This is a genomic window from Arthrobacter sp. ZGTC412, from assembly GCF_002929215.1.
In the GTDB taxonomy this organism is placed as follows: Bacteria; Actinomycetota; Actinomycetes; order Actinomycetales; family Micrococcaceae; genus Arthrobacter.
The window spans coordinates 251909-277575 of the sequence record NZ_PJII01000001.1; the positions used below are offsets into that span (position 1 = coordinate 251909).

Genomic DNA, 25667 nt, shown 5'->3' on the forward strand with positions numbered 1-25667 from the left:
ACTCGCTAGCGTCGAACGATTGACCTCAAGAGCCTCAATGCTACCGACAGTGAGGCCATATCGTCGGCCTCGAGGGCATTGACCTCATCGAACATGCTCTTCGCCCTGCCCAACTGCTCCGCGTTCCGGGCTTCCCATTCCTTCAGCCGGGCCTCCGGCGAGTCCGCAGAATTGGTGGCGTCCAGCACCGCCGTCGTCATGTCCGAGATGGTGGAGTACAGGTCATCACGCAAGGCCGCCCTGGCCAGCGCCTGCCACCGGTCCTGCCGCGGCAGGCTGCTGATGCGCTCCAGCAGGGAATCCGCGTGGAAGCGGTTGAAAACCGTGTAGTAGACGGCCGCGATTTCCTCCACAGGGTCCTTCCGGACGCGGGCGATCTTGGCGATGTCCAACAGGACAAAGCTCTCGAAGAGCTCGGCCCAGCGCAGGGCCAGCCCTTCCGGGAGCTCCCAATCCCGTGCCTTTTCCAGCCAGCCGGCAACCCTGTCCCGGTCATCGCCGCGCAGGTAGTCCAGCAGGCGGGCCCGCATGGGATCCAGGAGTGGTTTGAATTCGTCCACGACATCGGCAATCGGCCGGGAGACGCTGCCCTGACCCAGCAGCCAGCGGACAGCCCGGTCCAGCAGCCGCCGGATGTCCAGGTGGACGGTGCTCCAGTGCTCGGTGGGGAACGAGGCCGGCAAATTGTTCAAGTCCTCCACCATCACGTCGAGCTCGTACACCTCCCTCAGCGCAACGAATGCCTTGGCCACAGCCACTTCCGAGGCCGACGTCTCTTCCATGGTCCGGAAGGCGAACGTAATACCGCCCATGTTGATCATGTCGTTGGCCACGATGGTGGCGATGATTTCGCGCCGCAGCGGGTGGGTGTCCAGCTCAGCGTCAAACCGTTCGCGCAGCTGCTCCGGGAAGTAGGCCCGCAACGTCTTCCTGAACCAGGGATCGTCGGCCAGATCGCTGTCCCGCAGGGCGGAGGTCAGCTCGATCTTGGCGTAGGCGGCCAGCACGGACAGCTCAGGCGAAGTCAGGCCCTGTCCCTGCTGCAGCCGCTCCCTCAGCACTTCCGTGGTGGGAAGCGCCTCCAGCTCACGGTTCAGGTCTGCCTTCTTCTCCAGCCAGTCCATCAGCCGTTCGTAGCTCGGGCTCCACTCGGCCACCCGGGTCCGGTCATTCAGCAGCAGGATGTTCTGGTCGATGTTGTCTTCCAGCACGAGCCTGCCCACCTGATCAGTCATTGAGGAGAGGAACCCGGCGCGTTCTTCGGCGGACAGCTTCCCGGCAGCCACCATACGGTCCACAAAGATCTTGATGTTGACCTCATGGTCGGAGCAGTCAACGCCGGCAGAGTTGTCGATGGCATCGGTGTTGAGGATGACCCCCTGCAATGCTGCCTCGATGCGGCCGCGCTGCGTCATGCCCAGGTTTCCGCCTTCGCCCACCACTTTGACGCGCAGATCCTTGCCGTCAACGCGGATGGCGTCGTTGGCCTTGTCCCCCACGGAGGCGTTGGACTCGGTGCTCGCCTTGACGTAGGTGCCGATACCGCCGTTGTAGAGCAGGTCGGCAGGAGCCAGCAGGATTGCACGGAGGAGTTCCGGCGGGCTGAGTTCGGTTGTTTGTACGGGAAGCCCCAGGGCCGCCCGTACCTGGGCTGAAACAGGGATCGACTTTGCCTGGCGGGGGAACACTCCGCCACCTTCGCTGATGAGGGACTTGTTGTAGTCGTCCCACGATGACCTCGGCAGTTCGAACAACCGCTGCCGCTCCACGAAAGAGGTTTCTTCGTCCGGGTTCGGGTCCAGGAAGATGTGGCGGTGGTCAAAGGCTGCCAGGAGCCGGATGTGGCGCGAGAGGAGCATGCCGTTGCCGAACACGTCACCGGACATGTCGCCTACCCCCACCACGGTGAACGGCTGGGTCTGCGTGTCCAGGTCAAGTTCGCTGAAATGGCGCTTCACCGATTCCCAGGCGCCCCGGGCGGTAATGCCCATTGCCTTGTGGTCATAACCCACCGATCCCCCGGATGCGAACGCGTCGCCCAGCCAGAACCCGTATTCCTTAGCCAACCCGTTTGCGATGTCCGAGAAGGTCGCGGTTCCCTTGTCGGCCGCCACCACGAGGTAGGAATCGTCGTCGTCGTGCCTTACAACGTCCGACGGCGGCACCAGCCTTTCGCCGTCGCTCCCGGTGACGAGGTTGTCAGTGAGGTCGAGGAGCCCGCGGATGAAAGTTTTGTAGCTTTCGATGCCTTCGGCCATCCAGGCGGAACGGTCAACAGTGGGGTCAGGAAGCTGCTTCGCGAAGAAGCCGCCCTTGGCCCCTGTAGGCACGATGACGGCGTTCTTCACGGTCTGTGCCTTAACCAGTCCCAGGACCTCGGTGCGGAAATCCTCGCGGCGGTCGGACCAGCGCAGCCCGCCGCGTGCCACCTTCCCGAAGCGAAGGTGGACGCCCTCGACGCGTGGCGCGTAGACCCATATTTCGAACATGGGGCGGGGGAAGGGCAGCCCTTCAATCCGTGCCGGGTCGAGCTTGAAGCTGAGGTGGGGCTTGTACTGGTAGAAGTTGGTCCTCAGCGTGGACTCGATCAGGTTCACAAAGGTCCGCAGCACCCTGTCGGCGTCAAGCGTGGCCACTTTTTCGATGGCCGCTGCCAGTTCTTCACGGACCGAAGCCTGCGCCTCGAGCCGTTCTTCTTCGTTCAGTGAAGGATCAAAGCGGGCGGCGAAGAGTGCACTCAGTCCCTTGGTCACTTCCGGATTCGCCAGCAGGGTATCGGCCATAAAACCAAAGGAGTTGGCATTGCCCATCTGGCGCATGTAGCGGGCATAGGCGCGCAGTACGGTTATCTGGCGCCACTGCAGCCCCTCCCGCAGGACCAGCCGGTCAAAGGCATCCGATTCAGCGGCGCCGGTAACTGCAGCGGAGAAGGATTCAGCCAGCAAATGGCCGGTTGACACAGGATCAACTCCGGCCGGGTACTTCAATCCCAGGTCGTAGAGAAAGAAATCCCTTCGGTCCGCCGTCTCGATTTCGAACGGCCGCTCGTCCAGCACCTCCAAGCCAAGGTTATGGAAGAAGGGCAGGATCTGGCTCAGGCTCTTGGGCTCCAGCATGTAGAGCTTGACCCGGGCATCCTCCTCCAAGGTCGCTCCCGCTCCTTCAGGGAGGTAGACATGCACGCCAGGGCGTTCCTGCTTGGCCCCGGCAGTCCGCTCCGCCGTCGCGCCGTATTTCTCGAAGCGGGCGATGTCCTCAAGGGCGTCCTCAACTTCGTAATCCACCCGGTAGCTTGCCGGGAAGGCCTCGGACCAGATGGCGGCCAGCTCCTTGGCCTCTGCTACGTCCCGCCCTTCACGCAGCACCTCGGCAATGCCTTCGCTCCAGGAGCGGGCGGCGCGAACGAGCCGCTTCTCCAATTCCTCGGTGTTGACGTTCCTGACGTCGGCACCCTTGGGCAGGCGGATGCGGAAGAACAGCCGGGCGAGCGCCGACTCCGTCATGCGCGCCTCGTAGTCGATGGACACGGCCTGGAACGTCTCGCGGAGTTCCTGCTCAATGCGGCGCCGGACGTTGGTGGTGTACCTGTCCCTGGGAAGGTAGACGACGGCGGACATAAACCGGCCGTAGATATCCGGCCTCAGAAAGAGCCGCGTACGCCTGCGCTCCTGCAGTTTCTGAATACCAAGGGCTGTGGCGGCGAGGTCCGGAACCTCGATCTGGAACAGCTCATCTCTGGGGTACGTCTCCAGGATTCCCAACAGGTCCTTTCCGGAGTGCGAGTCCGGCGGGAAGCCGGCGCTGCCCAGTACGGCATCAACCTTTTCCCTGACAATCGGTATGTTCCGAACGGAGCCGGTGTAGGCACTGGTGGCAAAGAGGCCAATAAAGCGGCGCTCCCCATTGACGTTGCCGGCGGCGTCAAAACTCTTGACACCGATGTAGTCGAGGTATGCCGACCGGTGGACGGTGGAGCGGGAATTGGCCTTGGTGATAACCAGGGCACGCTTTTCGCGTGCCTTTTTCCTGCCCGTATCCGTGAGGTGCTGGATGTGCGGTGAGTCCGCGGCAGTGCGCAGCAGTCCCAGGCCGCTGTCTTCACGCAGCTCCAGGACATCTTCGCCGCCCACGTTGACCAGGTCGTATTCACGGTAGCCGAGGAACGTGAAGTTCCCGTCGTCCAGCCAGTGCAGGAGGTCCTGCGCCTGCCGCAATTCGGCGATCTGCGCCGGGTTCGCCACCTTGTCCAGGCTTTCCGCAATCTGCAGCGCCTTTTGGCGCATGCGCGGCCAGTCTTCGACCGCCGCCCGGACATCGTTCAGGACCCGTTGCAGGCCTTCGAGCAGCGCTGCTTTCGCTTCATCGGATACACGGTTAATTTCGACGGCGATCCAGGACTCCATGTGCGAGGCGTTTTCACCCTGCGCTATGAGGTGGGACAGATTCGGCATGGCAGCGGTATCGCCGCTGGAAATTCCCAGATGGGAGGGAACTTTGTTGACCTTTACCAGCGCCGCGGATTCCCTGTTGCGGGTAGCCACGAACAGAGGGTGAACCACCATCCTGATGGCCGCGTGTTGGCGGACGAGTTCAGCGTTGACGGAATCGACAAGGAACGGCATGTCGTCGGTGACCACGAAGACGACGCTGCTGTCCTCCTCGTCGACAATGGAGACGCTCGCCTGGCCTGGCTTCCGGACCGACGCGACATTGCGGTGCGCTTCCGCGCGCGCAGTCAGCATGTCGGCGGGATAGCTCCGTGCATCCTCTTCGGCTAGGTGCTGATAGTAGTCCCGGAAAAAGCCTTCATGGCCTTCAATGGAAAGGGGCTGATCCTCCACGCTGGATCCAGACGACATCGACACACGCCTCCATCACAAGATATTCGCTGCTTCCTTGCAGCTCTTACGGCGAGCCTAGTCTTTTAGCTTGCGGGCTGCTGTGGAAGAAAAGACAGAGGTTTTCGATTTTTGCTGGGCGGGTGCACAAACGAGTTGTGCGATGGCCCGACGAAGGGGCGAGTCAGGTGCCGCCTCCAGCAACAGCGAACCTCCCAGCAGGGCGGCATCCGCCGCGGCACTGTCTTCAGGCAGGAATGCTTTCAGCTCCGACGCCGGCCCGAACCTTTCCCACGCGTCCTGCAGCTGCCGCTCGGGAGCCCGGCCCACCGAGGAGGCCCTGACCTTGTTCATCACCACGATGGGCGCGGCCTGTGGAACGGCAGTTTCAAGCTCGGCCAAACCCCGCACGAGTCTTGGCACTCCGACAGGATCCGCGGCACCAACAGCGTAAACGGTGTCGGCGAGTTCGAGGGAGCGCAAAGTAGCCGCGTTCCTCCGGGGAGCCATGGTGTCAAAACTCAGCTCCTCGTCGGCCTCGAGGCAGAATCCGGTATCCACCACAACCACCTCTGCAATGTGTTTCGCCCGTTCGAGGACGAGAGCCAAGGCAGATGCCCGGAGCTCCGTCCACCGGTCCGCGCGGGTGATTCCGGTAAGAACACGGAAGGAACCGAGTTTGGTGGCAACCGGCGTGGCCACTCTTTTCAGCGCCTCCTCGTCCAGGAGCCCCTGGTCAGCCAGCCTGCATGCCTGTGCCAAACCGGCGGACTCATCCATTAGGCCCAGCACGGCCGCTATGCTCGCACCGTAGCTGTCGGCGTCGACGAGAACAACAGACTTCCCCTCGGCGGCGAGTTCGCCCGCGATGTTAGCCGCCACCAGGGTCCGTCCAGGGGCCCCCGCGGGGCCCCAGACCGCGATGACCCGCCCTGGCCCCGGCTCCTCCGGGAAGCTTTGTGCTTCCGCCGGAACAGGATGGAGGGCAGCGCCGGTGTCCGCGGGACTGCTCCTGTGCGCGCCCCGGGGTCCGCCGCCCGTCAGTTGGGCGACGGCCTCGGCAATCCTTTCTGACAGCACCGCGGATTCCACTCCGGTGAGGGCGGAAGCGACCCCTATCCCCCGGAGTCTCGCGGCTTCCTCCGGCGAGTCGGTCAGGGCAATAATGGCGACACCAACCGCTCCGAGCCGATCCACGAGGGAAGCGGTCAGGCCCTCGGAACCTTCGGCAACAACGGCGGCCCTCGCCAGTCCGCTTTGGCAGGCTGCCAGCAATTCGGCCAGTTCCGCGCATCTCCGGACTACAGTGACCGGACCATGCAGGCGTTCCAGCCCACCGACCAGATCCTCGCGGCTCTGCCCCACGGTGACGACGGGAATACTCATCTGCTGCCGCCTCCGGGGTTCCACACCACAGAAATTTTGGCGTCATTCGCCTGCGCCCCCAGGAGCGCGGGCATCTGGTTATCCTCCACCAGCACCATCAACACGGTGGTGCGGGACGACCCCAGGGCTGTTGAACCCTCCGCCACCTCGGCGATTTCAGCACCCGGAAGCAGAAGTTTCGGTTCACTGAAGCCGTTGCGCGCATCGGGCTGGGCCACCCAGACATCGACCCTGGCGCCGGCCACTGCCTGCGCCGGAAGCGTCTCCTCGATGGTCAAGGCAACCGGCTTGCGGTCCAGTTCGTCCACTGCACCGAGGCTGGCCCGGGGGACCAATTGGTTCTTGCCGATCCTCTGCACCGCCACCACGTTCTCCGGGAGGCCGGACTCGGCGGTGATGTACTGCGCCTCTGTCTCCCCCAGCCTGACCTTGGCCCGGACGACGTTCTCCGACGTCAGCTTCTCGCCCACCGCAATGCCGTCGCGGGCCGCGTAAACCTCCGTGGTCCGGTCCGCGCTTCCCACCAGGAATACGACGCCCGCCACGGATGCCAGCACAAGGAGAACACCTACCAGCAGGCGGGGATCCTTCCAGGAAGGTCGTTTCAGCCTTGCCGCCGTGGCAGATGACTCAGGAACCATTACCGTTTCTCCCCCTATGCACGCCGGGACTGCTCGCTGTGTCCGGACTCCTCATTGTTGCGGCAGGGACGCCGGAACAAAAGTCATAAGTTCAAACAAGGCCAAATTGTGGATAACAGCAGCAAACTACCTGTTCCGGTGGCAAAATGGATGTATGCCCAGGTTTCTTACACTCGCAGATGTCGCCGAGCAGCTTCAGATCAACTCTCCGGCTGCTTATGCCCTGGTCCGAAGCGGCGAGCTCAAAGCCATCCAGGTTGGCGGCCGTGGACAATGGCGGGTCGAAGAAAAAATGCTTGAGCAGTACATCGAGGAACGGTACGCCGAAGCCAGCCGGATAATCCAGGAATCCAAGTCCAAGTCAGTCTGACTTTCCCTTGTGGCTTGGCACTCCGGCTCCCCGGTCACTCCGGCGGTGCGCCAGCAACTAAATCTCGTTGGTCCGTCGCGACCTGATCGCCTCTAATGCGGTAAAGGGAATTGTCGCAATCTGGCTGACGTGGTGGCTGCGGCGCGCTTCGCCCGGGGTTAGGACAGCGAGGTCGAAATAGTCCCCGCCAACCCGGTCTATGACTCCTGCCAGCCGCACCGCACCGCCGACGTTCCCGACAAGGACCGACAGCTCGGCTCTGTCCCGGGCCATGCCGCGCAGGGCGCTGGCTAGCCCAATTCCCCGGCGCACAGACGACGATTCCGCCAGCGACAGCCGGCCGAGGCCCGCGTAGCGCACTGCTGCCGTGTAGGGAATGAGCAGCTGGTGCTGTTCTTCATCCAGCACCAGTGCGTCTCCACCGGCGTGGGTGAGCGTTCCTGAAAAAGATTCGCCGGAAGACAAATAGACGGTCAGCCGACAGCCCAAAACCGCCCGCAACCGGTCAGCCAGTTCCAGGCCAACCATCTCAGCCCGCGCCCGCTCATTGACTTCCGAATCAAGAGCCAGCCGCTCTGCCTCCGCGAATTGGCTTTCGAGGTCCTCGAACAGTGCATCCCAGCGCATTCGGCCAGCGTAGGGCCCAGCCCAGACAGCGTCAATGACAACCACTTTTTCTCTCCAACGTCTGGACAAAGAAAGAAGAGGCAGGGCAAACTGTCACTACTGATGTCAGACTGCATCAAACCGCATCAAACTGCATCAAAGGGAAATCAATGACACAAGCAGCAGAATCTGGCCGATGGACCGATGTCATCAGCGTGACGGCAATATTGCTCTTGGGCGTCCTGCTTTTTTCGGCGGGTTCCGGGATTCTGGAGCAGTGGCATCAATCCTCCGCCCGGCACCAGGGACTTCATGCAGAGCACCTCCTGGGGGCAGCCGCGGCAGCCGCCGGAGCTGCGTTGGTGGGCTGGTGGTTCCTTGCATTGCTCTTCGCCGGTGCCACCACTCTCCTCGATCGGAACGGCAAAACCCGCGCGGCAGCCGTAACCCGGAAACTCTCGCCCGCCTTGATGCAGCGGCTGGTGCTTGCTGCACTTTCGGTTCAGCTGGTGTCCGGTCCGGCCGCGAATGCTCACCCGGTGCTGTCCGGACCGGAATGGACCCCCACCCAGGACTACGTGGCATCGGCTCCCGCGGGTCCCGGGAGCCACGTGAACCAGGTTTTGACGCCGACGCCGGCGGTGGAGGCAACAGCAAAAGCCTCCAAAAGTTCAAGAGAACAGGCAGCACCACCAGCCGGAGTGTTTCCATCAGAACAGGTCAATCGGGCTTCAGGGGCCACCGCGGAACACAGCCAGGCTGAGCGTGCTCCCGCGCTACTCGAAGACGGCCTGGAGAACAGCGCAGCTCCCCCGTCAGTTGTGAAGCCGGGCTGGCAGCCGGCTGCCCCGGTAGCAGGCCCGGGACTGCTGGCGGCTCCTGCAGTACGCGCCGCCGAAGACGCGGCAAGCGGTGCTGGTTCCGTGACCGTCCTGGCGGGAGACACACTGTGGGACGTTGCCGCGCACGCTATGGGCCCAGGGGCCTCGGACGTGGAGATCGCCATGCAATGGCCCCGGTGGTACGAGGCCAACCGGGCCCTCATCGGCCAAAATCCGGACGTGCTGCTGCCGGGACAAATTCTTCAGCCGCCCTCCGCAGCATAGGCACGGCCGGGCTTCAACCATTCATGCCATAACGCAAGCCACTAACCAAGGGGAAAGCAATGACTGCAGCCACACCAATTCGTGCCCTTCAAACGCCCAGGAGCGAGGGTAACCCCACACCCCGGCGGATTCCACCGCAGTCTCCCGCCAGAACTTCCCCTCCAGCACATACTGGGCCAACTCCGGTGCTGCTGCCGATTGATGAGCTATCGGAGGTACGTGCGGTCACTCGCGGCACGGTCCAGGCAGCTATGGAAGTGCTTGCAGGAATCCGCCCTGTCCATCAGCTGGCACGTCGGCTTGACCCACGATGCCTGGCAGCACTGCAGCACCGCGCGTGCCTGATCAGGCGCGAGATCAACCGTACCGGCAACCCGGATCTGGCACGGCTGCATAGGAATTCTGTCGTTCGATCGGTCCGCGTTTGCGAAGTGGCGGCCGGAATTTTCGAAGCGAGTGCCGTTGTGGTGGACGATGTCCGTGCCCGGGCGGTGGCCGTCCGGCTTGAGCGGGGCAAACAGGTGTGGCGGGTGACTGAGCTTGTTATAGGCTGACGGACTTGCAGCAACGAGCCCTGGCAGAAACGAGCGCCGGCAGATGCAGCGAGACGAAAGCAGGACCGGGGAACGATGCCCCGGCCCTGCCCTATTTTCGACTATCAGCTTTCACAAAACCAACGTGTCAGCGCTTTTTCTTCTTTGCCTGCCGCTTGGCAGCGTCCTGGCCCGCGGCCTTGGCAGGATTTCCTGAACGCCCGGAGGACCGGGTTTCCACCCGGGTTTGCGTGCCGCCATCTTCGCGGGGAGCGGTGTACTGCAGCTGGGCAGGCTGAGCCGGCGCTTCCAGCCCGGCGGCCCGGACCTGCGGCTCCACGTGTTCCGTGTGTCCACCCTCATCGTCCGCCACAACGACGTCCTGGGCAGGGGTGACTTCCACTTCGAGGTTGAAGAGGAACCCTACGCTTTCCTCCCGGATCGCCTCCATCATGCTCTGGAACAGGGTGAAGCCCTCACGCTGGTACTCAACAAGAGGATCACGCTGTGCCATCGCGCGCAGGCCGATCCCTTCCTTGAGGTAATCCATCTCGTAAAGGTGTTCCTGCCATTTACGTCCGATGACCGACAGGACAACGCGGCGCTCCAGCTCGCGCATGCTCTCGGAACCGATGGCTTCTTCCCGGGCCTGGTACACCAGGCGCGCGTCGGACAGCAGCTCCTCCTTGAGGAACTCAACCGTAAGCCGGGACTTTCCGCCGGCTTCTTCGATGATCTCGTCGGCCGTGACGCTGACTGGATACAGGGTCTTGAGGTTGGTCCAGAGCTGGTTGAAGTCCCAGTCGTCGCCGTTGCCCTCGGCTGTTGCAGCATCGATGAGGGCGGTGATGGTGTCCTCAACGAAGAACTGCACCTTTTCGTGCAGGTCATCGCCTTCGAGAATCCGCCGCCGGTCACCGTAGATTGCCTCGCGCTGGCGGTTCAGGACGTCGTCGTACTTCAGGACGTTCTTGCGCTGTTCGGCGTTGCGGCCCTCCACCTGGCCCTGCGCCGAAGCGATGGCACGGGAGACAAGCTTGGATTCAAGGGCGACGTCGTCCGGCACCGAACTGTTCATCAAGCGCTCTGCTGCACCGGAGTTGAAAAGCCGCATCAGGTCGTCAGTCAGCGAAAGGTAGAAACGGGATTCGCCGGGGTCACCCTGCCGGCCGGAACGGCCGCGCAACTGGTTGTCGATGCGGCGCGACTCGTGACGTTCGGTGCCCAGCACGTAAAGGCCGCCCAGGTTGAGGACTTCCTCGTGCTCGTCCTTGACGGACTGCTTGGAAGCTTCAAGGGCTGCAGGCCAGGCGGACTCGTACTCCTCGGAGTTCTCTTCCGGATCCAGCCCGCGCTTGGCGAGCTCGGCCACGGCAGTGAACTCGGCATTGCCGCCGAGCATGATGTCGGTACCGCGGCCTGCCATGTTGGTTGCCACCGTGACGGCGCCCTTCCGGCCTGCCTGCGCCACGATGGCTGCTTCCCGGGCGTGGTTCTTCGCGTTCAGGACTTCGTGGCGGATTCCTTCCTTGGCAAGGAGCCGGGACAGGTATTCGCTCTTTTCCACGCTCGTTGTGCCCACCAGGACCGGCTGGCCCTTTTCGTGCCGTTCGGCAATATCCTTCACAACGGCGTCGAACTTGACGGCCTCATTCTTGAAGACCAGGTCCGACTGGTCGAGCCGCTGCATGTCGCGGTTAGTGGGAATGGCGACCACACCAAGCTTGTAGGTGCCCATGAATTCCGCTGCCTCAGTTTCCGCAGTTCCGGTCATGCCCGAAAGTTTGCCGTACATACGGAAGTAATTCTGCAGGGTCACAGTGGCCAGAGTCTGGTTCTCGGCCTTGATCTCCACGCCTTCTTTGGCCTCGATGGCCTGGTGCATGCCCTCGTTGTAGCGGCGGCCGGCAAGGATGCGGCCGGTGTGCTCGTCAACAATCAGGACTTCGCCGTCGAGGATGACGTAGTCCTTGTCCCGCTTGAACAGTTCTTTGGCCTTGATGGCGTTGTTCAGGAAGCCGATGAGCGGCGTGTTGGCGGATTCGTACAGGTTCTGGATACCGAGGTAGTCCTCGACCTTTTCGATGCCGCTTTCCAGGACACCAACGGTGCGCTTCTTTTCGTCGACTTCGTAGTCCTTCTCCGGCTGGAGCCGCAGGACCACCTTGGCGAATTCGCTGTACCAGCGGTTGGTGTCGCCCTGTGCCGGACCGGAAATGATGAGCGGGGTACGGGCCTCATCGATGAGGATGGAGTCCACTTCGTCAACGATGGCGAAGTTGTGCCCGCGCTGGACCAGCTCGGACTTGTCCCACGCCATGTTGTCGCGGAGGTAGTCGAAACCGAACTCGTTGTTGGTGCCGTAGGTGATGTCCGAGGCGTACTGGTGGCGGCGAACGGCCGGGTCCTGATTGGCGAGGATGCAGCCGCTGGTCAGGCCGAGGAAACGGTAAACGCGGCCCATAAGATCGGACTGGTATTCGGCCAGGTAGTCATTGACGGTAATGACGTGGACACCCTTGCCGGTGAGCGCATTGAGGTAGGCAGGAGCAGTTGCCACCAGGGTTTTGCCTTCACCGGTCTTCATTTCCGCGATGTTGCCCAAGTGCAGGGCTGCGCCGCCCATCAGCTGGACGTCGAAGTGGCGCATGCCCAGGGTTCGTGCGGAAGCTTCCCGGACAGCGGCAAAGGCTTCGGGAAGCAGGTCATCAAGCTTCTCCCCACCGTCCTGGTGGCGTTCGCGCAGCCGGTCCGTTTCTTCACGGAGTTCGGCGTCCGTGAAGGTCTTGAACGAATCTTCCAGGGCGTTGATGGAGTCGGCATAGTTCCGCAGTTGCCTGAGGGTTTTTTTATCGCCGGTGCGGAGAAGTTTTTCGATGAGTGATGCCACGTGAAGATGCTCCCAGTCTTTGCCGCCGAATTCTGGCGTTTTTAGTCTACGGGAGAGACACCGCCCCGCGGCTCGTTTGTTCCCTGAGAGCGGATACGGGCTGACTACCGGCCACTGCCTTCCCGAGGTTCGCCGCCAAATCGCCACGGTTTCCCACCTCCACGTCCGGCAGCCCCAGCCAATCTGCCATCAACCGAAGCTCCGCTGCGAGTTCGACGGCGGTGTCCGCCGGGGCGCCGGGCTCGGCGAACGCGGACTTGGCCAACAGTTTCCCACCTGTGCGGTCAGCCTTCAGGTCCACCCGCGCCACAATCCGGTCCCTCAGGAGAAAAGGAAGGACGTAATACCCGTAGCGCCTCTTGTGCTCCGGGGTATAGATCTCAATCCGGTAATGGAAGCCGAAAAGTTCCTCCAGTCGGCGACGTTCAAAGACCAGGGAATCAAACGGGCTCAGCAAGGCCCGGCCGGCCGCGCTCCGCGGAAGTGTTGCCTCGACGTGGCGGAACACTTCACGGTTCCAGCCTGTGACGGTCACACGCTCCAGCCTCCCGCATTCCACCAGATGTTCCACGGATGCGGCCGCGGCCTTGACCGGCGTGCGGAAGTAGTCAGCGAAGCAGCGCACGGTTCCGATGCCGTGCGCCAGGGCGGCCGCATCGATAAGGCGATGCAGGGCAGGGGCGGGATCCGGTTCACCGGGCTCACCAAGGTGCACGGCCGGCAGCACCCTGGAGGTCAGCGTGTACTTGCGCTCGAACTGCTCGGTCCGGGAAGCTGCCGAAACCAGGCCCTCCTCGAACAGGTGCTCCAGGACCCGCTTGACGGCGCTCCAGTTCCAGCCCCAGTTGTCCGTCTGCTTTTCCTCGATGTGACCGATCCTCGCCGCTATTTCGGCAGCAGTCATGGGGCGTGCGGACGAGAGCGTTTCAAGGATTCTGGCCGAAATGGTGGCGCGCACGCCCGGCTCCATGCCCGCAGCGCCCACCCAAGCCCTTTTCTGCCAGAGGCGGAGATCGGGAAAATGCTCGGGGCGGATATAGCTGGCTTCGTGCGCCCAGTACTCCACCATGCGCCGCGGATGGGCACCGGACATCCGCTGGAGGATGGTGCGGTCGTAGTTCCCCAGCCGGGAGAAGAAGGGGAGGAAATGACTACGGGCCAGAACGTTGACGGAATCAATCTGGACGAGCTGGAGCCGGGCAAAGGTGCGGCCCACCGTCCGTGATGTCACGGGGCCGGTGGGCCGTCCTTTGTCGAGTCCCTGTGCCGCCAGAGCGATCCGCCGGGCCTGGTCCAGGCTCAGCGTCGCTGGCACATCAGTCCTCTCTGTGGATGGTGTTCACCACCCTAAGCGTTTGCTGCTGCGTCATCCGAACGGTACGCAATGATTTTTTCTTCGACCACGGTGTCACCCGGTTCGCATTCATGGTCCAGGGTGATGACCCCATAGGTCCAGCCGCGGCGCCGGTAAACGACGGACGGCGTATTCGTAGCCTTATCCACGAATAGGTAGAAGTCGTGGCCTACGAGTTCCATGTTGTCCACGGCGTCGTCGAGGGAAAGTGAAGCTGCCGGGAAGACCTTTCGCCGGATCAGGACCGGGGAATCGCCGGCCGGGATGTCGTTGTCCACATCGTAGGGGGACGTCTCTGCGGGGGCCTCCGCAGTCTCATTCCGGTGGCTCGCCTCGACATAGAGGGGTTCGTGAGTGCTGGCAGGCTCCAGCGTGGCGGTCGCTTCCCGGACAGCTTTTGGCGTGTGCCTTCCGTGATGGACCTTCTTGCGATCCTTGGCACGGCGGAGCCGCTCAAGCAGCTTGTTGTACGCGAGGTCGAATGCAGCGAATTTGTCAGCGGCGCTTGCTTCGGCACGAATTACCGGTCCCCTGCCCAGTACTGTCACCTCGACTGTCAATTGATCGCCGGTCTGCCGTGAGCTGGTCTCCTTGGAAACCTTCGCATCAACGCGCTGGACTTTGTCTCCCAGCGACTCGATCTTCGAGATCTTCTCCCCGGCATATTCGCGGAACCGGTCTGAAACTGTCAGATTTCGTCCGCTGATCATAAACTCCATGGTGCCCTCCAAATGACTTCGGTGACACGACGGCAGCGCTTCCCTGGGCCGATCTGTTTGACAGTCAAGCCCCTCTCCGAGCCGCCATCGAAAGGTACATTCTGTTCTTGGTACCCACCACCGACGTTAGTTCATAGCCACATGTTATTCATCCTTTCTTGGTTTATTTTTTTCTAAGTCATGCTCCCTTCCTCGGGGTTCGGCGGATGCGGCGCCGCAGCCCGAAGAGTCGGGCGGGCGTGTCGCTGCCAGGACTACAGCACCGGTCACGACCGCTCCTGCCAGGTGCAGTGCGCGGGCTGCTTCCGCGAGTGTCGCGCCGGTGGTGAGGACGTCGTCGATGATGATGCAGCGTTGTCCGGCCACCTTGTTCCGCCCGCGGCGGCGGACCTGCATGGAGCCCCGCACGCGTTTGGCGCGGCCGCCGCGGTCCAGGCCCTTTTGGCCTCCGGGCAGCTGCAGCCCGCCTGATCCGGTCTTTCCAAGCACGTCCTGCACAGCGAGACCCGGCAACTGCCGTGACACCTCACGCAGGAGCAGGTGGACCGGGCTGAAACCGCGCTTCAGGAAGGCCGCGTTGCTGCTCGGCACCGGAACCAGGCAGTTCGCCTCCGTCCCCGGTGATGCCGAACGGAGACCGCCGGCGAGTGCCCGGCCCAGGCTGCTCCTGAGTTGATACTGGCCGTGCCGCTTGAAGGACAAGAGGGCCTGGGCGAGCTCCTCCCGGTAAACGCCGGCCGCCACCACGGGCAGCAGCACGGTCCCGCCGACGTCCATCAGAGCAGGTGCCCCGCTTTCGGCCCGGAAGGGGTCACGCGTCAGGCTGCGGATGTGGCGGTCGCACTGGACGCAGAGGGCCCGGTCTTCGGCTCCGCAGCATACGCAGTCCACCGGAACAGCTAGCGCAAGGAGGTCTGCCGCGGCTCCGGCTGCCTGGTCCGCGAGGCGCAGGAGGGCGCTCTGATACTCGGAGCGGTGCGTGCCGGGCTGTTCCGCCGCTGGAAAAAGGTCCGGGTCCAGCCGCGTCTTCCTCCCCGCTCCGGCTCCAACACTGGATCTGTTCCTCATTCGGACAAGCTTCCGCCTGAAGTGCCTTAGAGGGCAGTCCGCTCCCCGGCTATGTGGACAACTCCTCTTGCGACAACGCCCAGCTGGGGAAAGCGCACTGGATCACGGCGTCAGCCGGGGAACGATAGGTCGATGGGACCCTTGATCTGCGGGGACCAGCCGTTGCCTAGCCGCTGGAAGACGCCCTCCGCGGACTGCGCGTAGATTTCCTCAGCACCGTTGCCGGCGCTGAGGGACGCCAGACCGGGCCACGGCGCAAGCTGCTGGGGCTGGCCTGAAGTGAGGGAGAGCAGCTCAGGCGTAACGTTTGCCGCCGCGGCCCCCTTCATCACGGCGACGGTCGTGTCGCTGACCCACACGCCCTGGTCGGGGTCACTGTCGGTGACCAGGGTGACGGGCGGTGTCAGCTCCCGGGGTGTTCCGTCCCCGGCCCTGATGATGCCGGTGACCTGCACGCGGGTCTTCCCGTTTTGTTCAGAGATCACCAGCGCACGCACTCCTTCGCGCGAAATCCGGAAATCCTTGACGGTTCGTCCCGCCAGCCAGGCAGGCGCAAGGGTTACTGACGGCACGTTGGCTCCCTCGGCCACGCCGGTGGGACGGAAGGCAACGACCTCAGTTCGCCCCTGAGCTCCGGGTCCCGCCGACCACACCCATTCATCCAGGCTGAAGGAGGGCCGGGTCAAGGTGCTCCGTGTGGTGAGTGCCCGTGCCGGCTGGCCAGGATTGATGCTGTAAAGGGTGGTGCGGCTGTCGTTAAGGAAGGCCGCGGTCTGCGACACCTGGGATTCTGCGGGGAACCGCGGTTTGAGCGACGACACCGGCTGCATATCCGGCAGCGGTGACACCCTGTTGTTCTCGTAGCGCACGAGCTCGTTGCCACTGACCGCGATCTGGCGCGGGGGCACGCTCTTGTCCAGCACCGGCGGCAGGACCGAGCCGTTGTCCTCCACCCGGACCAGGTCCTGGTTGGCGCGCAGCTCAACGTTGACCACGTCCGGCTGGCTGCGGAAAGTCAGGGTCAGCTGCATCTGCATCCGCAGGCGGTCTTCGGGCGAGGTTTCGGTAAGTTCCTTGGCCGTCAGGTCCACCTGTGCCGCCCCCGATACAACCGGCACCGATTCACGGGCCAGCTGTATCCCGGAAGGAAAGGCACTCACCACAGCACCACGCAGGTACGGGGCGGGCCCGGCCAGCAGCGCACTGGTCATCGCCTTGACGGTCTTGTTTTTGATGAACCAGCGGACATCCGGTACCGCATACGTGAAGCTGGGATCGTAGAAGTAGATGGGGTAGGCGCCGTAGATCACTTTAAAGGTCTCTTCGGCAATGGCTGTGCCGTCCGGAAGGGCGGAGATGCGCCATTCCCCGTCCACCTGGGTGACCGTCACCGGGATCTTCTCGACGGTTCCTTCGGGTGACTGGGTGGCGATGCCGTCGGCATCGACCGTATAGGCGACGTCGAGCTCGTAGTTGTAGACATTCTCGGCCTCCGCCGCCACCACGCGCGCTTCGCGGTAAACAAGGGCGCGCTGGTCCGGCTTCCAGGACACGGATGACGCCTGGGTCAGGTACTGGCGTGCGACAGCGTAGTCGTCCTCGTAACCGCTGCCCGCCCGATAGAAGTAGTCAATGATGGTTTCCGGCGAAGCGCCTGCCTGCGGCGCCGCCGGCAGGAACACGGGTGCGCTCAGGTTGCCTGCGCTTCCCTCGCTGCTTTTGCCCACCGGCCCGGACGTGGGTATGCGGGCACAACCGGCCAACAGGACCACCAGCAGGACCAGCAATAAAGTCACGGGTTCTGCCCGGCGCGGGGCAAGGCCCGTCATGTAGTCTCCTTCGACGTCGACGCCGGAGCAAGCGGCGCTCCCCCGGCTTCCAGCACCAGCATGTTCCGGTTGTCCATTTCGCCGGGGATGTTGATGTCCCCCGGTTCCAGCTGGACCGGCGACTTATCGATCTCCTCGCCCTGGCGGAGGGGCAGGGTCAGCCGGAAGTTCGCTCCGCTGCCCTTCTTCCCCCACGCCTGCAGCCAGCCGTTGTGGAGCTTGGTGTCCTCCATTGCGATGGACAGGCCAAGGCCGCTGCCTCCGGTGGTGCGGGCACGGGCAGGGTCTGCGCGCCAGAACCTGTCAAAGACGCGGGCGGCTTCGGCCGGTGCCATGCCAATGCCATAGTCCCGGACGGCTATCCCGACGGCGGTCTGGCTCGCTGCCACGGTAACCCTCACCGGTTTCCGTTCGCCGTGCTCCACAGCATTAAGGATGAGGTTCCGCAGGATCCGGTCGATCCTGCGGGCATCCATTTCCGCAATGACGGCGCCGTCGGGGGCACTGAGAATGATTTCGGACCCGTACTCAGCTGCGACGGGCGCGGCGCCTTCAATGACGTGGGCCACCACCTGCAGGATGTCCTCGGGCTCGGCGTCAAGCATTGCCACGCCGGCGTCGAAGCGGGAAATCTCCAGCAGGTCCGAGAGGAGGGACTGGAACCGCTCCACCTGGTTGTACAGGAGTTCCGCCGAGCGTTTGTTGATGGGATCGAAATCTTCCCGGGCGTCGTAAAGCACCTCCGCGGCCATCCGGACGGTGGTCAGCGGGGTCCGCAGTTCATGGGACACATCCGACACAAAGCGCTGCTGCATCTGGGACAGCGTGGCCAGCTGGGTGATCTGCTCCTGGAGGCTGGCTGCCATGTGGTTGAAGGAGGCGCCCAGGCGGGCCACCTCGTCTTCACCCCGGACCACCATCCGCTCCTGCAACTGCCCGGCCGCCAGCTTTTCCGACACCATCGCGGCGTGGCTGACGGGGCTGACGACATTGCGGGTGACGTACCAGGCGATGGCACCGATCATCAGGACCAGCACGGCGCCGCCGGCCCACAGCACGCTCTGGATCTCGTCGAGGGTTTGCTGCGCGGTGTTGAGATCGTAAATCAGGTACAGCTCATACACCGTGCCGTTGAAGGTCACCTTGTTGCCCACCGCAATACCCGGACGGTCCTCGGTTCCAACCGGGATCACGGTGGATGCCCAGTACTGGTCCTTCCCGGACTCCTGCACGGATTTGCGCAGGTCCGGCGGGATGACGCTTACCGTCAGCTGGTCCGAAGCCCGCGACTCCACCCACCGGTTGCGGGGCTTGGTCTGTTCGGGCATGGCCTCGAAGACATATCTCCGCTGGATCACCGAACCGCGGCCCTCCACGGCGTTGAGGGTGTCGTACACCAGGGTGATGACGCTGGACTGATCGGTGACCTGGGCGCCGTCGAACGTGTCCTGGACCTGCTTGACGTTGTACCGGGTCTCCGACTCGGCCTGGGTCAGCCGCTCCTGGAAGAGGTTGTTGGCGATCTGGTTGGACAGGTACGCGCCCACTACTGCAAATGAGGTGACCGCGAGGAGCAGCGTGGTGAGAACAGTGCGGAACTGCAGCGAGCGGCGCCACCGCTGGTGCAGGGCCCGCCCTATGTAGCGGAGCGCCGGAAGGAACCGTCGGAACCCTGTACGGACCAGGCGGGCAACGCGGAGGCTGACGATCAGGGCGCGGCGCTGCCAGATCCGGGCGCGGAAGGACAGCCTCTGGAGGCGGGCTGTTACGGCGTCGGTGTGCTCCGGGGACTTGCCGGGCTCAGGCCGGTCCGGCCCGCCGTGGGGTTCCGGAGAACTTCCCGCAGCGGGCACGTTGGCAGGTCCCCCCTGAGGAACCGCGGGGTCAGGCCCCTGCTTTGTAGCCGACACCACGCACCGTTAATACAACTTCCGGAGCTTCCGGATCCTGCTCGATTTTGGACCGGAGGCGCTGGACATGGACATTGACCAGCCGAGTATCGGCGGCGTGCCGGTAGCCCCAGACCTGCTCGAGCAGCAGTTCACGGGTGAATACCTGCCATGGCTTGCGCGCAAGGGCCACCAGGAGGTCGAACTCCAGGGGCGTGAGGGAGATCCGCTCGCTGCCCCGGCTCACGGTGTGCCCGGCGACGTCGATGGTGATGTCGGCGATGCGCAGGGTTTCCGGGGCTTTCTGGTCGCCGGGGCGAAGCCGCGCGCGGACGCGGGCTACGAGTTCGGCCGGTTTGAACGGCTTGGGCACGTAATCGTCGGCACCGGATTCCAGGCCGCGGACGACGTCGGACGTGTCCGCCTTGGCAGTGAGCATCACAATGGGCACGTCAGACTCTGCGCGGATCTGCCTGCAGACCTCGATGCCGTCCACACCGGGAAGCATAAGGTCCAACAGCACAAGGTCCGGCCGGGATGAGCGGAAAACGTCAAGCGCCTTGGCGCCGTCGGCGCAGAAGACCGGCTCGAAGCCGTCATTGCGAAGAACAATCCCGATCATTTCGGCCAGCGCTTCGTCATCGTCTACCACCAGAATGCGTGCCTTCATAGTTATATATTCCCTTATCAGGCAGGCTTTGTCCTGTTCAGGGCGTTGCGGCATGGCGGAACGCTAGGTGGCCTGCCTGCCGAACTATAGGCTGGGACCATGCCGGGCGTCCCCGGTGCCCACCGTGCGCTGCGGCCCGGGCGCCGGCAGCCGAGGCACTGGTACAGGGGGAAGGAACACGGGGTGTCACAACAGGATCCTGGCGCGCAGGAGCCCCAAGGCGGGGACCGGCCGGCCGAGAGCGGCGGCGCCCGCAGCAAGGACCCGGGTATCGACGGCGCTCCGGAGGCCCAAGGCCCTGCGCACGACGACGGCGGGCCGGGCTTCGGCCCTAACATTCAGCCTGTGCCCCCCAACGGCCAGCCGGGGTGGGGCGTGCAGCCTGAACGGGGTAACCAGCCTGAACGGGGTAACCAGCCAGGGTGGGGCGCGCCGCCAGCGTGGGGAAAGCAGCCCGAGTGGGGCGTGCCGACCTCATCCCAGCCAGGCCAGCAGCATTGGGGCACACCCCCGCCCCCTTACCAGGGTTCGCCTTACGGCCAGCCCTCCTACGGCCAGCCGCCTTACAACCAGCCCCGCTATGTTGCCCCGCCCAAACCTGGCATTGTCCCGCTGCGCCCCCTGATGTTCGGTGAGATTCTGGACGGTTCCTTCCAGACAATCCGGCGGAACGCCAAAGCCATGCTGGGCGCCGCCGTCCTTGCCCAATCGCTCGCCGCAATCCTCGCAGCAGTAATCACTGCCGTCTCCGCCACCTCGCTGGTCTCCTTTGAAGCATGGGCGGAAAACGCCACGCCAGCCGACCTTGCCTCGCTCGGCCTGGGGTTTCTGGCCGCCATCCTGGTGGTGCTTGTCCTGACGCTCTTTATCTCGGCCGTGCTCCAGGGCGCAATGGTGGTGCCGGTGGCACGGTCCATCCTCAACCGCCCCACGGGGTTCAGGCAGATGTGGCGTCTGGCCCGTTCGCGTGCCTGGGCGCTGGCCCGCCTGGCAGCGCTGATGATGACTGCGGGTTTGCTCGCGTTCCTGGTACTGGCCGGGATCGCCGTAGCCCTGGTCGTCAGCATGGAGGGCACCGGAGCCCTCCTGCTCATTCCCCTGGTGCCGGCTTTTATCGCCTTGTTCGTGTGGATCTATATCAAGCTGATGGTGGCCCCTGCCGCCGTCGTCATCGAGGAGCTGGGCGCCCTTGACGGCCTGCGCCGTTCCTGGTCACTGACCCGGGCCAATTGGTGGCGGATTTTCGGGATCACCCTGGTAGTGAGCATCATGGTGAGCGTCATCGGGCAGGTGGTGATGATCCCGGTGAGCCTGCTGCCCACCTTCCTTGGCGGCTTCATCTCCCCGCACGGCGGCACCGAACAGGAGATCGGCATAGCGGTTGCGGTGGGGGTGGCCACTGCCGTCCTGGGCGCCCTGATCGGCGCCGTGGGCTACGCCTTCCAAACCTCGGTGATGGCGTTGATCTACATGGATCTTCGAATGCGGAAGGACGGACTGGACATTGCCCTGCTCCGGCTGATGGAAACGGGCGCAGATCCTGAAGGCATTCCGGGGCGTGGGACGACGGCCACCGGGCCGGGCCCAGTTCCCGGAACAGGCCCCGGCGGAGCCTGGCCGAATGGCCGCTGAACCTCCGGTGCTCCCGGAGGCTGAGGAAGCCCGGCGCTGGGCAGCCGAGGAACTGGCGAAATCGGAATACCGGGATGCCGGACCAAGCTGGCTTGACTCGCTGTGGCGCAGCTTCCTGGACTGGCTGCTGTCCCTGGACGGGCCGTCCGGCGAAGCGGGCCCGGTCCCGAGCCCTGTCATCGGCATCGTCATCGCCGTGGTCATCGCCATCGCCGTGATCCTGGCCCGGCCCCGCCTGAACCCGAAGGCCCGGCAGAACAAGGAAGTCTTCGAACCGGACAGCGAACTGACAGCTTCCGACTACCGGCTGCGCGCGGAAGCTTCGGCTGCGGCAGGCAAGTGGGCGGACGCCGTCGTCGACCGTTTCCGCGCGCTGGTCCGGTCTGCGGAAGACCGTGCCGTCCTGGATCCACAGCCCGGCCGGACCGCGGACGAAGTGGTCCTTGCCCTGTCCATCCCGTTCCCGGCGGAGGCGGCGCGCCTGGACCAGGCCGCCCGGACCTTTGACGCGGTCCGCTACGGAAACTGGATGGCAGGCAGCTTTGACTACCAGGCCATAGCCGGCCTCGACCAGGACCTCGAGGCAAGCAGGCCCGCCAAAATCCTCGGCCCGCCGGAAGACTCCGTAGAGCAGGATCCGGCGGTGCTGCCATGACCGGAACGGTTTCCGAAGTCACTGATAAGGGAAGCCACAGCCCGAAAACCAAGGTTGCCCGCAGGAATCCGTTCCGGTGGATCCACCAGCACCGGGCGCTTGCGGCCGTGGCTGCCGTGGTGGCCGCGGCGTTGGGACTGGTTGTCTGGGAACAGCTGGCTCCCAAGGGAGACGGTGTTTCCTTGTCCGTCCACAACCCCGGACCCGACGGGGCGCGGGCAGTAAGCCAAATTCTGGGCCGCCACGGGGTGAGCGTCCGCGACTCCAACACGTACGAAGACGCAATGACTGCCTTGGCGGCCAGCGACTCCCCCACCCTCCTGCTGCACGACCCGGACGGGTTCCTGGATGAGTCCCGGCTGAGGGAGTTGTCCGGCGCGGCGAAGCGGGTGGTGGTTGTATCGCCCCGGCTGCAGACCCTTGCCGCGCTGGATAGCGGGATCAGCCAGGCAGGTGTAGTGCCCGCGGCATCGTCGGTGCTGGAGCCCGGCTGTTCGCTTCCGGATGCGCAGGCAGCCGGCGCCGTCTCCGGCGAGTCAGGCTTCGTGTACGACGGCGGGACGTCCTGCTACCGGCCGACGGCGTCCACCGCCGGGCTGCTTGCCGTCAGCGGGGACGGGCACGTTTCGGTCCTGGGCAGCACCGCCATCCTCAGCAATGAACGGCTCGACGAACGGGGCAACGCAGCCCTCGCCATCCGGACCCTGGGCAGCTCGCCGGACCTGGTTTGGTACCTGCCGTCCGTGGCAGACCTGGATATTTCCGGTTCCCCCCAAACGCTCGATGAACTTGCACCGGAGTGGGCCCGTTTCCTTGGCCCGTGGCTCGCCCTGGTGGCCCTGGCCGCGATCCTGTGGCGGGGCCGGCGCCATGGGCCGCTGGTTTTCGAGCCACTGCCCGTGGTGGTGAAGGCCGTGGAGACGGCCGAGGGAAGGGCACGGCTCTATCACGACTCGCACGCCATCGACCAGGCACGGGACAACTTACGGGCCGGGACCCTGGTGAGGCTCGCCAGGAAGTTGCGGCTGGGGCCAGGGGCCACCGCGGACGGCACGGCGGAAGCTGCGGCCCGGTTCCTGGACCGGCCGCCCCACGGCATCAAACAACTCCTTGACGAACGTCCACGCAACGAGGCACGGCTTGTGGCCTGGTCGCAGGAACTGGACACCCTAGAGAAAGAGGTCAACAGCCGATGAGCGAACAAGGCAGCGGCCCCCGGGTCCTTGACAACACCAATGATTCGGCCCGGCAGGCGCTACTGGACGTGCGCCATGAGGTGGCAAAGGCTGTGGTGGGGCAGGATGCCACCGTCACCGGCTTGCTGATTGCGCTGCTCTCCCAGGGGCATGTGCTGCTGGAAGGCGTGCCCGGCGTGGCCAAGACCCTCTTAGTGCGGGCGTTGTCCGCAGCCCTGAGCCTTGACACCAAACGGGTGCAGTTCACCCCAGATCTGATGCCGGGAGACGTCACCGGGTCCCTCGTGTATGACTCACACAGTTCTGAGTTCTCGTTCCGGGAAGGGCCCGTGTTCACGAACCTGATGCTGGCCGACGAGATCAACCGGACCCCGCCCAAGACCCAGGCGTCGCTGCTCGAAGCCATGGAGGATCGGCAGGTCTCCGTGGACGGCGTTTCCCGCCCGCTGCCCTCACCGTTCCTCGTTGCCGCCACCCAGAATCCAGTGGAGTACGAAGGCACCTATCCCCTCCCCGAAGCACAGCTGGACCGGTTCCTGCTCAAGCTCACCATGCCGCTGCCGGAGCGCCGCGATGAGATGGAGGTCATCAGGCGGCACGCCGCCGGCTTCGATCCGCGTGACCTTGCAGCCGCCGGTGTCCGGGCAGTGGCAGGTGCCGCGGACCTGAAGCGGGCCAGGCAGGCGGTGGCGACCGTTGCGGTGGAGCCGGAGATCATTGGCTACATCGTGGACCTGGTGCGGGCCACGCGCTCGGCGCCGTCGTTCCAGTTGGGCGTCTCACCCCGCGGTGCAACGGCGCTGCTGAACACGTCCCGGTCCTGGGCATGGTTGTCGGGGCGGGGTTTCGTCACCCCGGATGACGTCAAGGCGCTGGCTTTGCCCTGCCTTCGGCACCGGGTGGCACTGCAGCCTGAAGCCCAGATGGACGGGGTCCGGGTGGACGACGTTCTGGCCAGCATCCTCGCATCCGTGCCCGTACCGCGCTGATGGCCATTTCCGGGCGGTTTGTGCTGTTGGTGCTGCTGGGCCTGGTGCCGGTCCTGCTGCTGCCCGGTTGGGGAACGGTCCTCGTCGTGGCCGGCTGTCTGCTGGCCCTGGCAGCCGTGGACCTGGTCCTGGCCGGCTCGCTCCGCCAGGTCCATGTTGTGCGCCGGGAACCCGGCAACGTGACGCTGCATGGGACCGCCGATTCGGTGCTTACTGTCCGCAATAACGGACAGCGCCGGTTGCACGGGACACTGCGGGATGCCTGGCAGCCTTCCGCCGGGGCACAAAATCCCGTACAGGACATCGACGTTCCGGCTGGAGAGGGCCGGCGGATTTCCGTGCGTCTGCACCCTGTCCGGCGCGGCGACCTCAAAGCCCCGCACGCCACCATCCGCTCCTTCGGCCCGATGCTGCTGGCCGCCCGCCAGCGGACCATCGACTGCCCCGGCTTACTGCGGGTCCTGCCCCCTTTTCATTCCCGGCGGCACCTGCCGTCCAAACTGCGTAAGCTGCGCGAGCTCGACGGCAAGGCAGCCGTCCAGATCAGGGGCGCCGGCACGGAGTTCGATTCCCTGCGGGATTACGTCCGCGGTGACGACGTCCGGTCCATCGACTGGCGGGCAACGGCACGCCGGTCTGCGGTAGTGGTGCGTACCTGGCGGCCGGAACGCGACCGGCGGGTCGTGATGGTTTTGGATACGTCCAGGACGTCGGCCGCAAGGATCGACGATGAGCCCCGCCTGGACACCGGCATGGAAGCAGCCCTCCTGCTGGGAGTCCTCGCGGAAAGGGGCGGCGACCGGGTGGACTTCCTGGCCTTTGACCGCCGGACCCGGGCCAGGGCCGGATCTGCCGGCCAGGGTAACCTCCTCGGCCAGCTGGTCCAGGCGATGGCCCCGCTGGAGGCGGAACTCATCGAACTGGACTGGTCAGCGGTCCCGGGGCAGGTCCGCGCCGTATCCGTGCACCGGTCGCTGGTGGTGCTGTTGACCTCTTTGGAGGGCGGCGCGCCGGAGGAAGGCCTCATCCCGACCGCGGTGCAACTGGCCCGTCAGCATGTAGTGGTGGTCGCAGCAGTCCGGGACCCCCAGCTCGGGCTGATGCTGCGGGAGCGCGACAGCGCTGCGGGTGTGTTCCGCGCCGCCGCAGCCGAACGCGCCCTTCTGCAGCGTGCGGCAGTCACTGCCGAGCTCCGGCACCACGGTGTGGAAGTGGTTGACGCCGAGCCGCAGGAACTGCCGCCCCAGCTGGCTGACATGTACATCCGGCTCAAAGCTGCAGGTAGATTGTGAAGTC

19 protein-coding genes are annotated in these 25667 nt (G+C 64.5%); 8 read left to right on the plus strand and 11 right to left on the minus strand.

Translation table 11 applies throughout. From position 1 onward, the window contains the following. Positions 1 to 5: 5 nt before the first annotated feature. The 3 genes from CXQ88_RS01170 to CXQ88_RS01180 are packed head-to-tail and all read right to left on the minus strand — an operon-like array spanning position 6 to position 6865. Entirely contained in the window at positions 6 to 4859 is a 4854-nt protein-coding gene (locus tag CXQ88_RS01170; protein ID WP_104042339.1) for an NAD-glutamate dehydrogenase, read from the minus strand. A 57-nt stretch (positions 4860 to 4916) separates the two neighbouring features. After that, positions 4917 to 6224 (minus strand): AAA family ATPase, encoded by a 1308-nt coding sequence (locus CXQ88_RS01175; RefSeq protein ID WP_104042340.1) that lies wholly within the window; start codon positions 6222 to 6224, stop codon positions 4917 to 4919. Beyond that, positions 6221 to 6865 carry a hypothetical protein gene (locus CXQ88_RS01180; RefSeq protein ID WP_104042341.1) on the minus strand — a complete coding sequence of 215 codons (645 nt, stop codon included), beginning with the start codon at positions 6863 to 6865 and terminating at the stop codon, positions 6221 to 6223. Before CXQ88_RS01180 ends, CXQ88_RS01175 begins: the two co-directional genes overlap by 4 nt. A gap of 154 nt (positions 6866 to 7019) precedes the next feature. On the opposite strand from CXQ88_RS01180, the gene CXQ88_RS01185 reads away from it, so the two are divergent. Further along, entirely contained in the window at positions 7020 to 7235 is a 216-nt protein-coding gene (locus tag CXQ88_RS01185; protein WP_104042342.1) for a helix-turn-helix domain-containing protein, read from the plus strand. Between the two features lie 57 nt (positions 7236 to 7292). Here the strand turns inward: CXQ88_RS01185 and CXQ88_RS01190 are convergent, their stop codons facing one another. Continuing rightward, positions 7293 to 7862 carry a hypothetical protein gene (locus tag CXQ88_RS01190; RefSeq protein WP_104042708.1) on the minus strand — a complete coding sequence of 190 codons (570 nt, stop codon included), beginning with the start codon at positions 7860 to 7862 and terminating at the stop codon, positions 7293 to 7295. A 149-nt stretch (positions 7863 to 8011) separates the two neighbouring features. Between CXQ88_RS01190 and CXQ88_RS01195 the strand changes: the two genes are divergently transcribed. Together CXQ88_RS01195 and CXQ88_RS01200 are read left to right on the plus strand one after the other, a co-directional pair. Then, complete coding sequence (locus tag CXQ88_RS01195) at positions 8012 to 8947, plus strand: LysM peptidoglycan-binding domain-containing protein (protein WP_104042343.1); 936 nt, start codon at positions 8012 to 8014, stop codon at positions 8945 to 8947. A gap of 59 nt (positions 8948 to 9006) precedes the next feature. Next, on the plus strand, positions 9007 to 9501 hold the full coding sequence (locus CXQ88_RS01200; protein ID WP_104042344.1) for an Rv3235 family protein: 495 nt from the start codon (positions 9007 to 9009) through the stop codon (positions 9499 to 9501). A gap of 127 nt (positions 9502 to 9628) precedes the next feature. Here the strand turns inward: CXQ88_RS01200 and secA are convergent, their stop codons facing one another. The 7 genes from secA to mtrA all read right to left on the minus strand — a co-directional run bounded on the left by secA (position 9629) and on the right by mtrA (position 19899). Then, entirely contained in the window at positions 9629 to 12370 is a 2742-nt protein-coding gene (gene secA, locus CXQ88_RS01205) for a preprotein translocase subunit SecA (RefSeq protein ID WP_104042345.1), read from the minus strand. A 46-nt stretch (positions 12371 to 12416) separates the two neighbouring features. Beyond that, positions 12417 to 13685, minus strand: a complete 1269-nt coding sequence (locus CXQ88_RS01210; RefSeq protein ID WP_104042346.1) for a winged helix-turn-helix domain-containing protein — start codon at positions 13683 to 13685, stop codon at positions 12417 to 12419. Between the two features lie 32 nt (positions 13686 to 13717). Next, complete coding sequence (hpf, locus tag CXQ88_RS01215; protein ID WP_104042347.1) at positions 13718 to 14443, minus strand: ribosome hibernation-promoting factor, HPF/YfiA family; 726 nt, start codon at positions 14441 to 14443, stop codon at positions 13718 to 13720. A 144-nt stretch (positions 14444 to 14587) separates the two neighbouring features. Beyond that, positions 14588 to 15511 carry a ComF family protein gene (locus CXQ88_RS01220; RefSeq protein WP_104042348.1) on the minus strand — a complete coding sequence of 308 codons (924 nt, stop codon included), beginning with the start codon at positions 15509 to 15511 and terminating at the stop codon, positions 14588 to 14590. 110 nt (positions 15512 to 15621) lie between these two features. Continuing rightward, positions 15622 to 17340: an LpqB family beta-propeller domain-containing protein gene (locus CXQ88_RS01225; RefSeq protein ID WP_104042349.1), complete on the minus strand. Its 1719-nt coding sequence runs from the start codon at positions 17338 to 17340 to the stop codon at positions 15622 to 15624. Then, complete coding sequence (mtrB, locus tag CXQ88_RS01230) at positions 17337 to 19088, minus strand: MtrAB system histidine kinase MtrB (protein WP_104042709.1); 1752 nt, start codon at positions 19086 to 19088, stop codon at positions 17337 to 17339. The genes CXQ88_RS01225 and mtrB overlap by 4 nt, the downstream gene beginning before the upstream one ends. Before the next feature lie 136 nt (positions 19089 to 19224). After that, positions 19225 to 19899, minus strand: coding sequence for an MtrAB system response regulator MtrA (gene mtrA, locus CXQ88_RS01235; protein ID WP_104042350.1), 675 nt, complete (start codon positions 19897 to 19899; stop codon positions 19225 to 19227). A 183-nt stretch (positions 19900 to 20082) separates the two neighbouring features. Between mtrA and CXQ88_RS01240 the strand changes: the two genes are divergently transcribed. From CXQ88_RS01240 to CXQ88_RS01260, 5 genes are read left to right on the plus strand one after another with little or no spacing between them, the layout of a single operon-like run. Then, a complete protein-coding gene (locus CXQ88_RS01240) occupies positions 20083 to 21531 on the plus strand; it encodes a DUF7847 domain-containing protein (RefSeq protein ID WP_258061641.1) in 1449 nt (482 codons plus the stop codon). Continuing rightward, positions 21521 to 22186 carry a DUF4129 domain-containing protein gene (locus CXQ88_RS01245; RefSeq protein ID WP_104042351.1) on the plus strand — a complete coding sequence of 222 codons (666 nt, stop codon included), beginning with the start codon at positions 21521 to 21523 and terminating at the stop codon, positions 22184 to 22186. Before CXQ88_RS01240 ends, CXQ88_RS01245 begins: the two co-directional genes overlap by 11 nt. Then, a complete protein-coding gene (locus CXQ88_RS01250; protein WP_104042352.1) occupies positions 22183 to 23382 on the plus strand; it encodes a DUF4350 domain-containing protein in 1200 nt (399 codons plus the stop codon). Before CXQ88_RS01245 ends, CXQ88_RS01250 begins: the two co-directional genes overlap by 4 nt. Continuing rightward, the gene (locus tag CXQ88_RS01255; RefSeq protein ID WP_104042353.1) at positions 23379 to 24371 is read left to right on the plus strand and encodes an AAA family ATPase; all 993 of its coding nucleotides are present in this window, start codon (positions 23379 to 23381) and stop codon (positions 24369 to 24371) included. The genes CXQ88_RS01250 and CXQ88_RS01255 overlap by 4 nt, the downstream gene beginning before the upstream one ends. Further along, positions 24371 to 25663, plus strand: coding sequence for a DUF58 domain-containing protein (locus CXQ88_RS01260; protein ID WP_104042354.1), 1293 nt, complete (start codon positions 24371 to 24373; stop codon positions 25661 to 25663). Before CXQ88_RS01255 ends, CXQ88_RS01260 begins: the two co-directional genes overlap by 1 nt. The last annotated feature ends 4 nt before the right edge of the window (positions 25664 to 25667 follow it).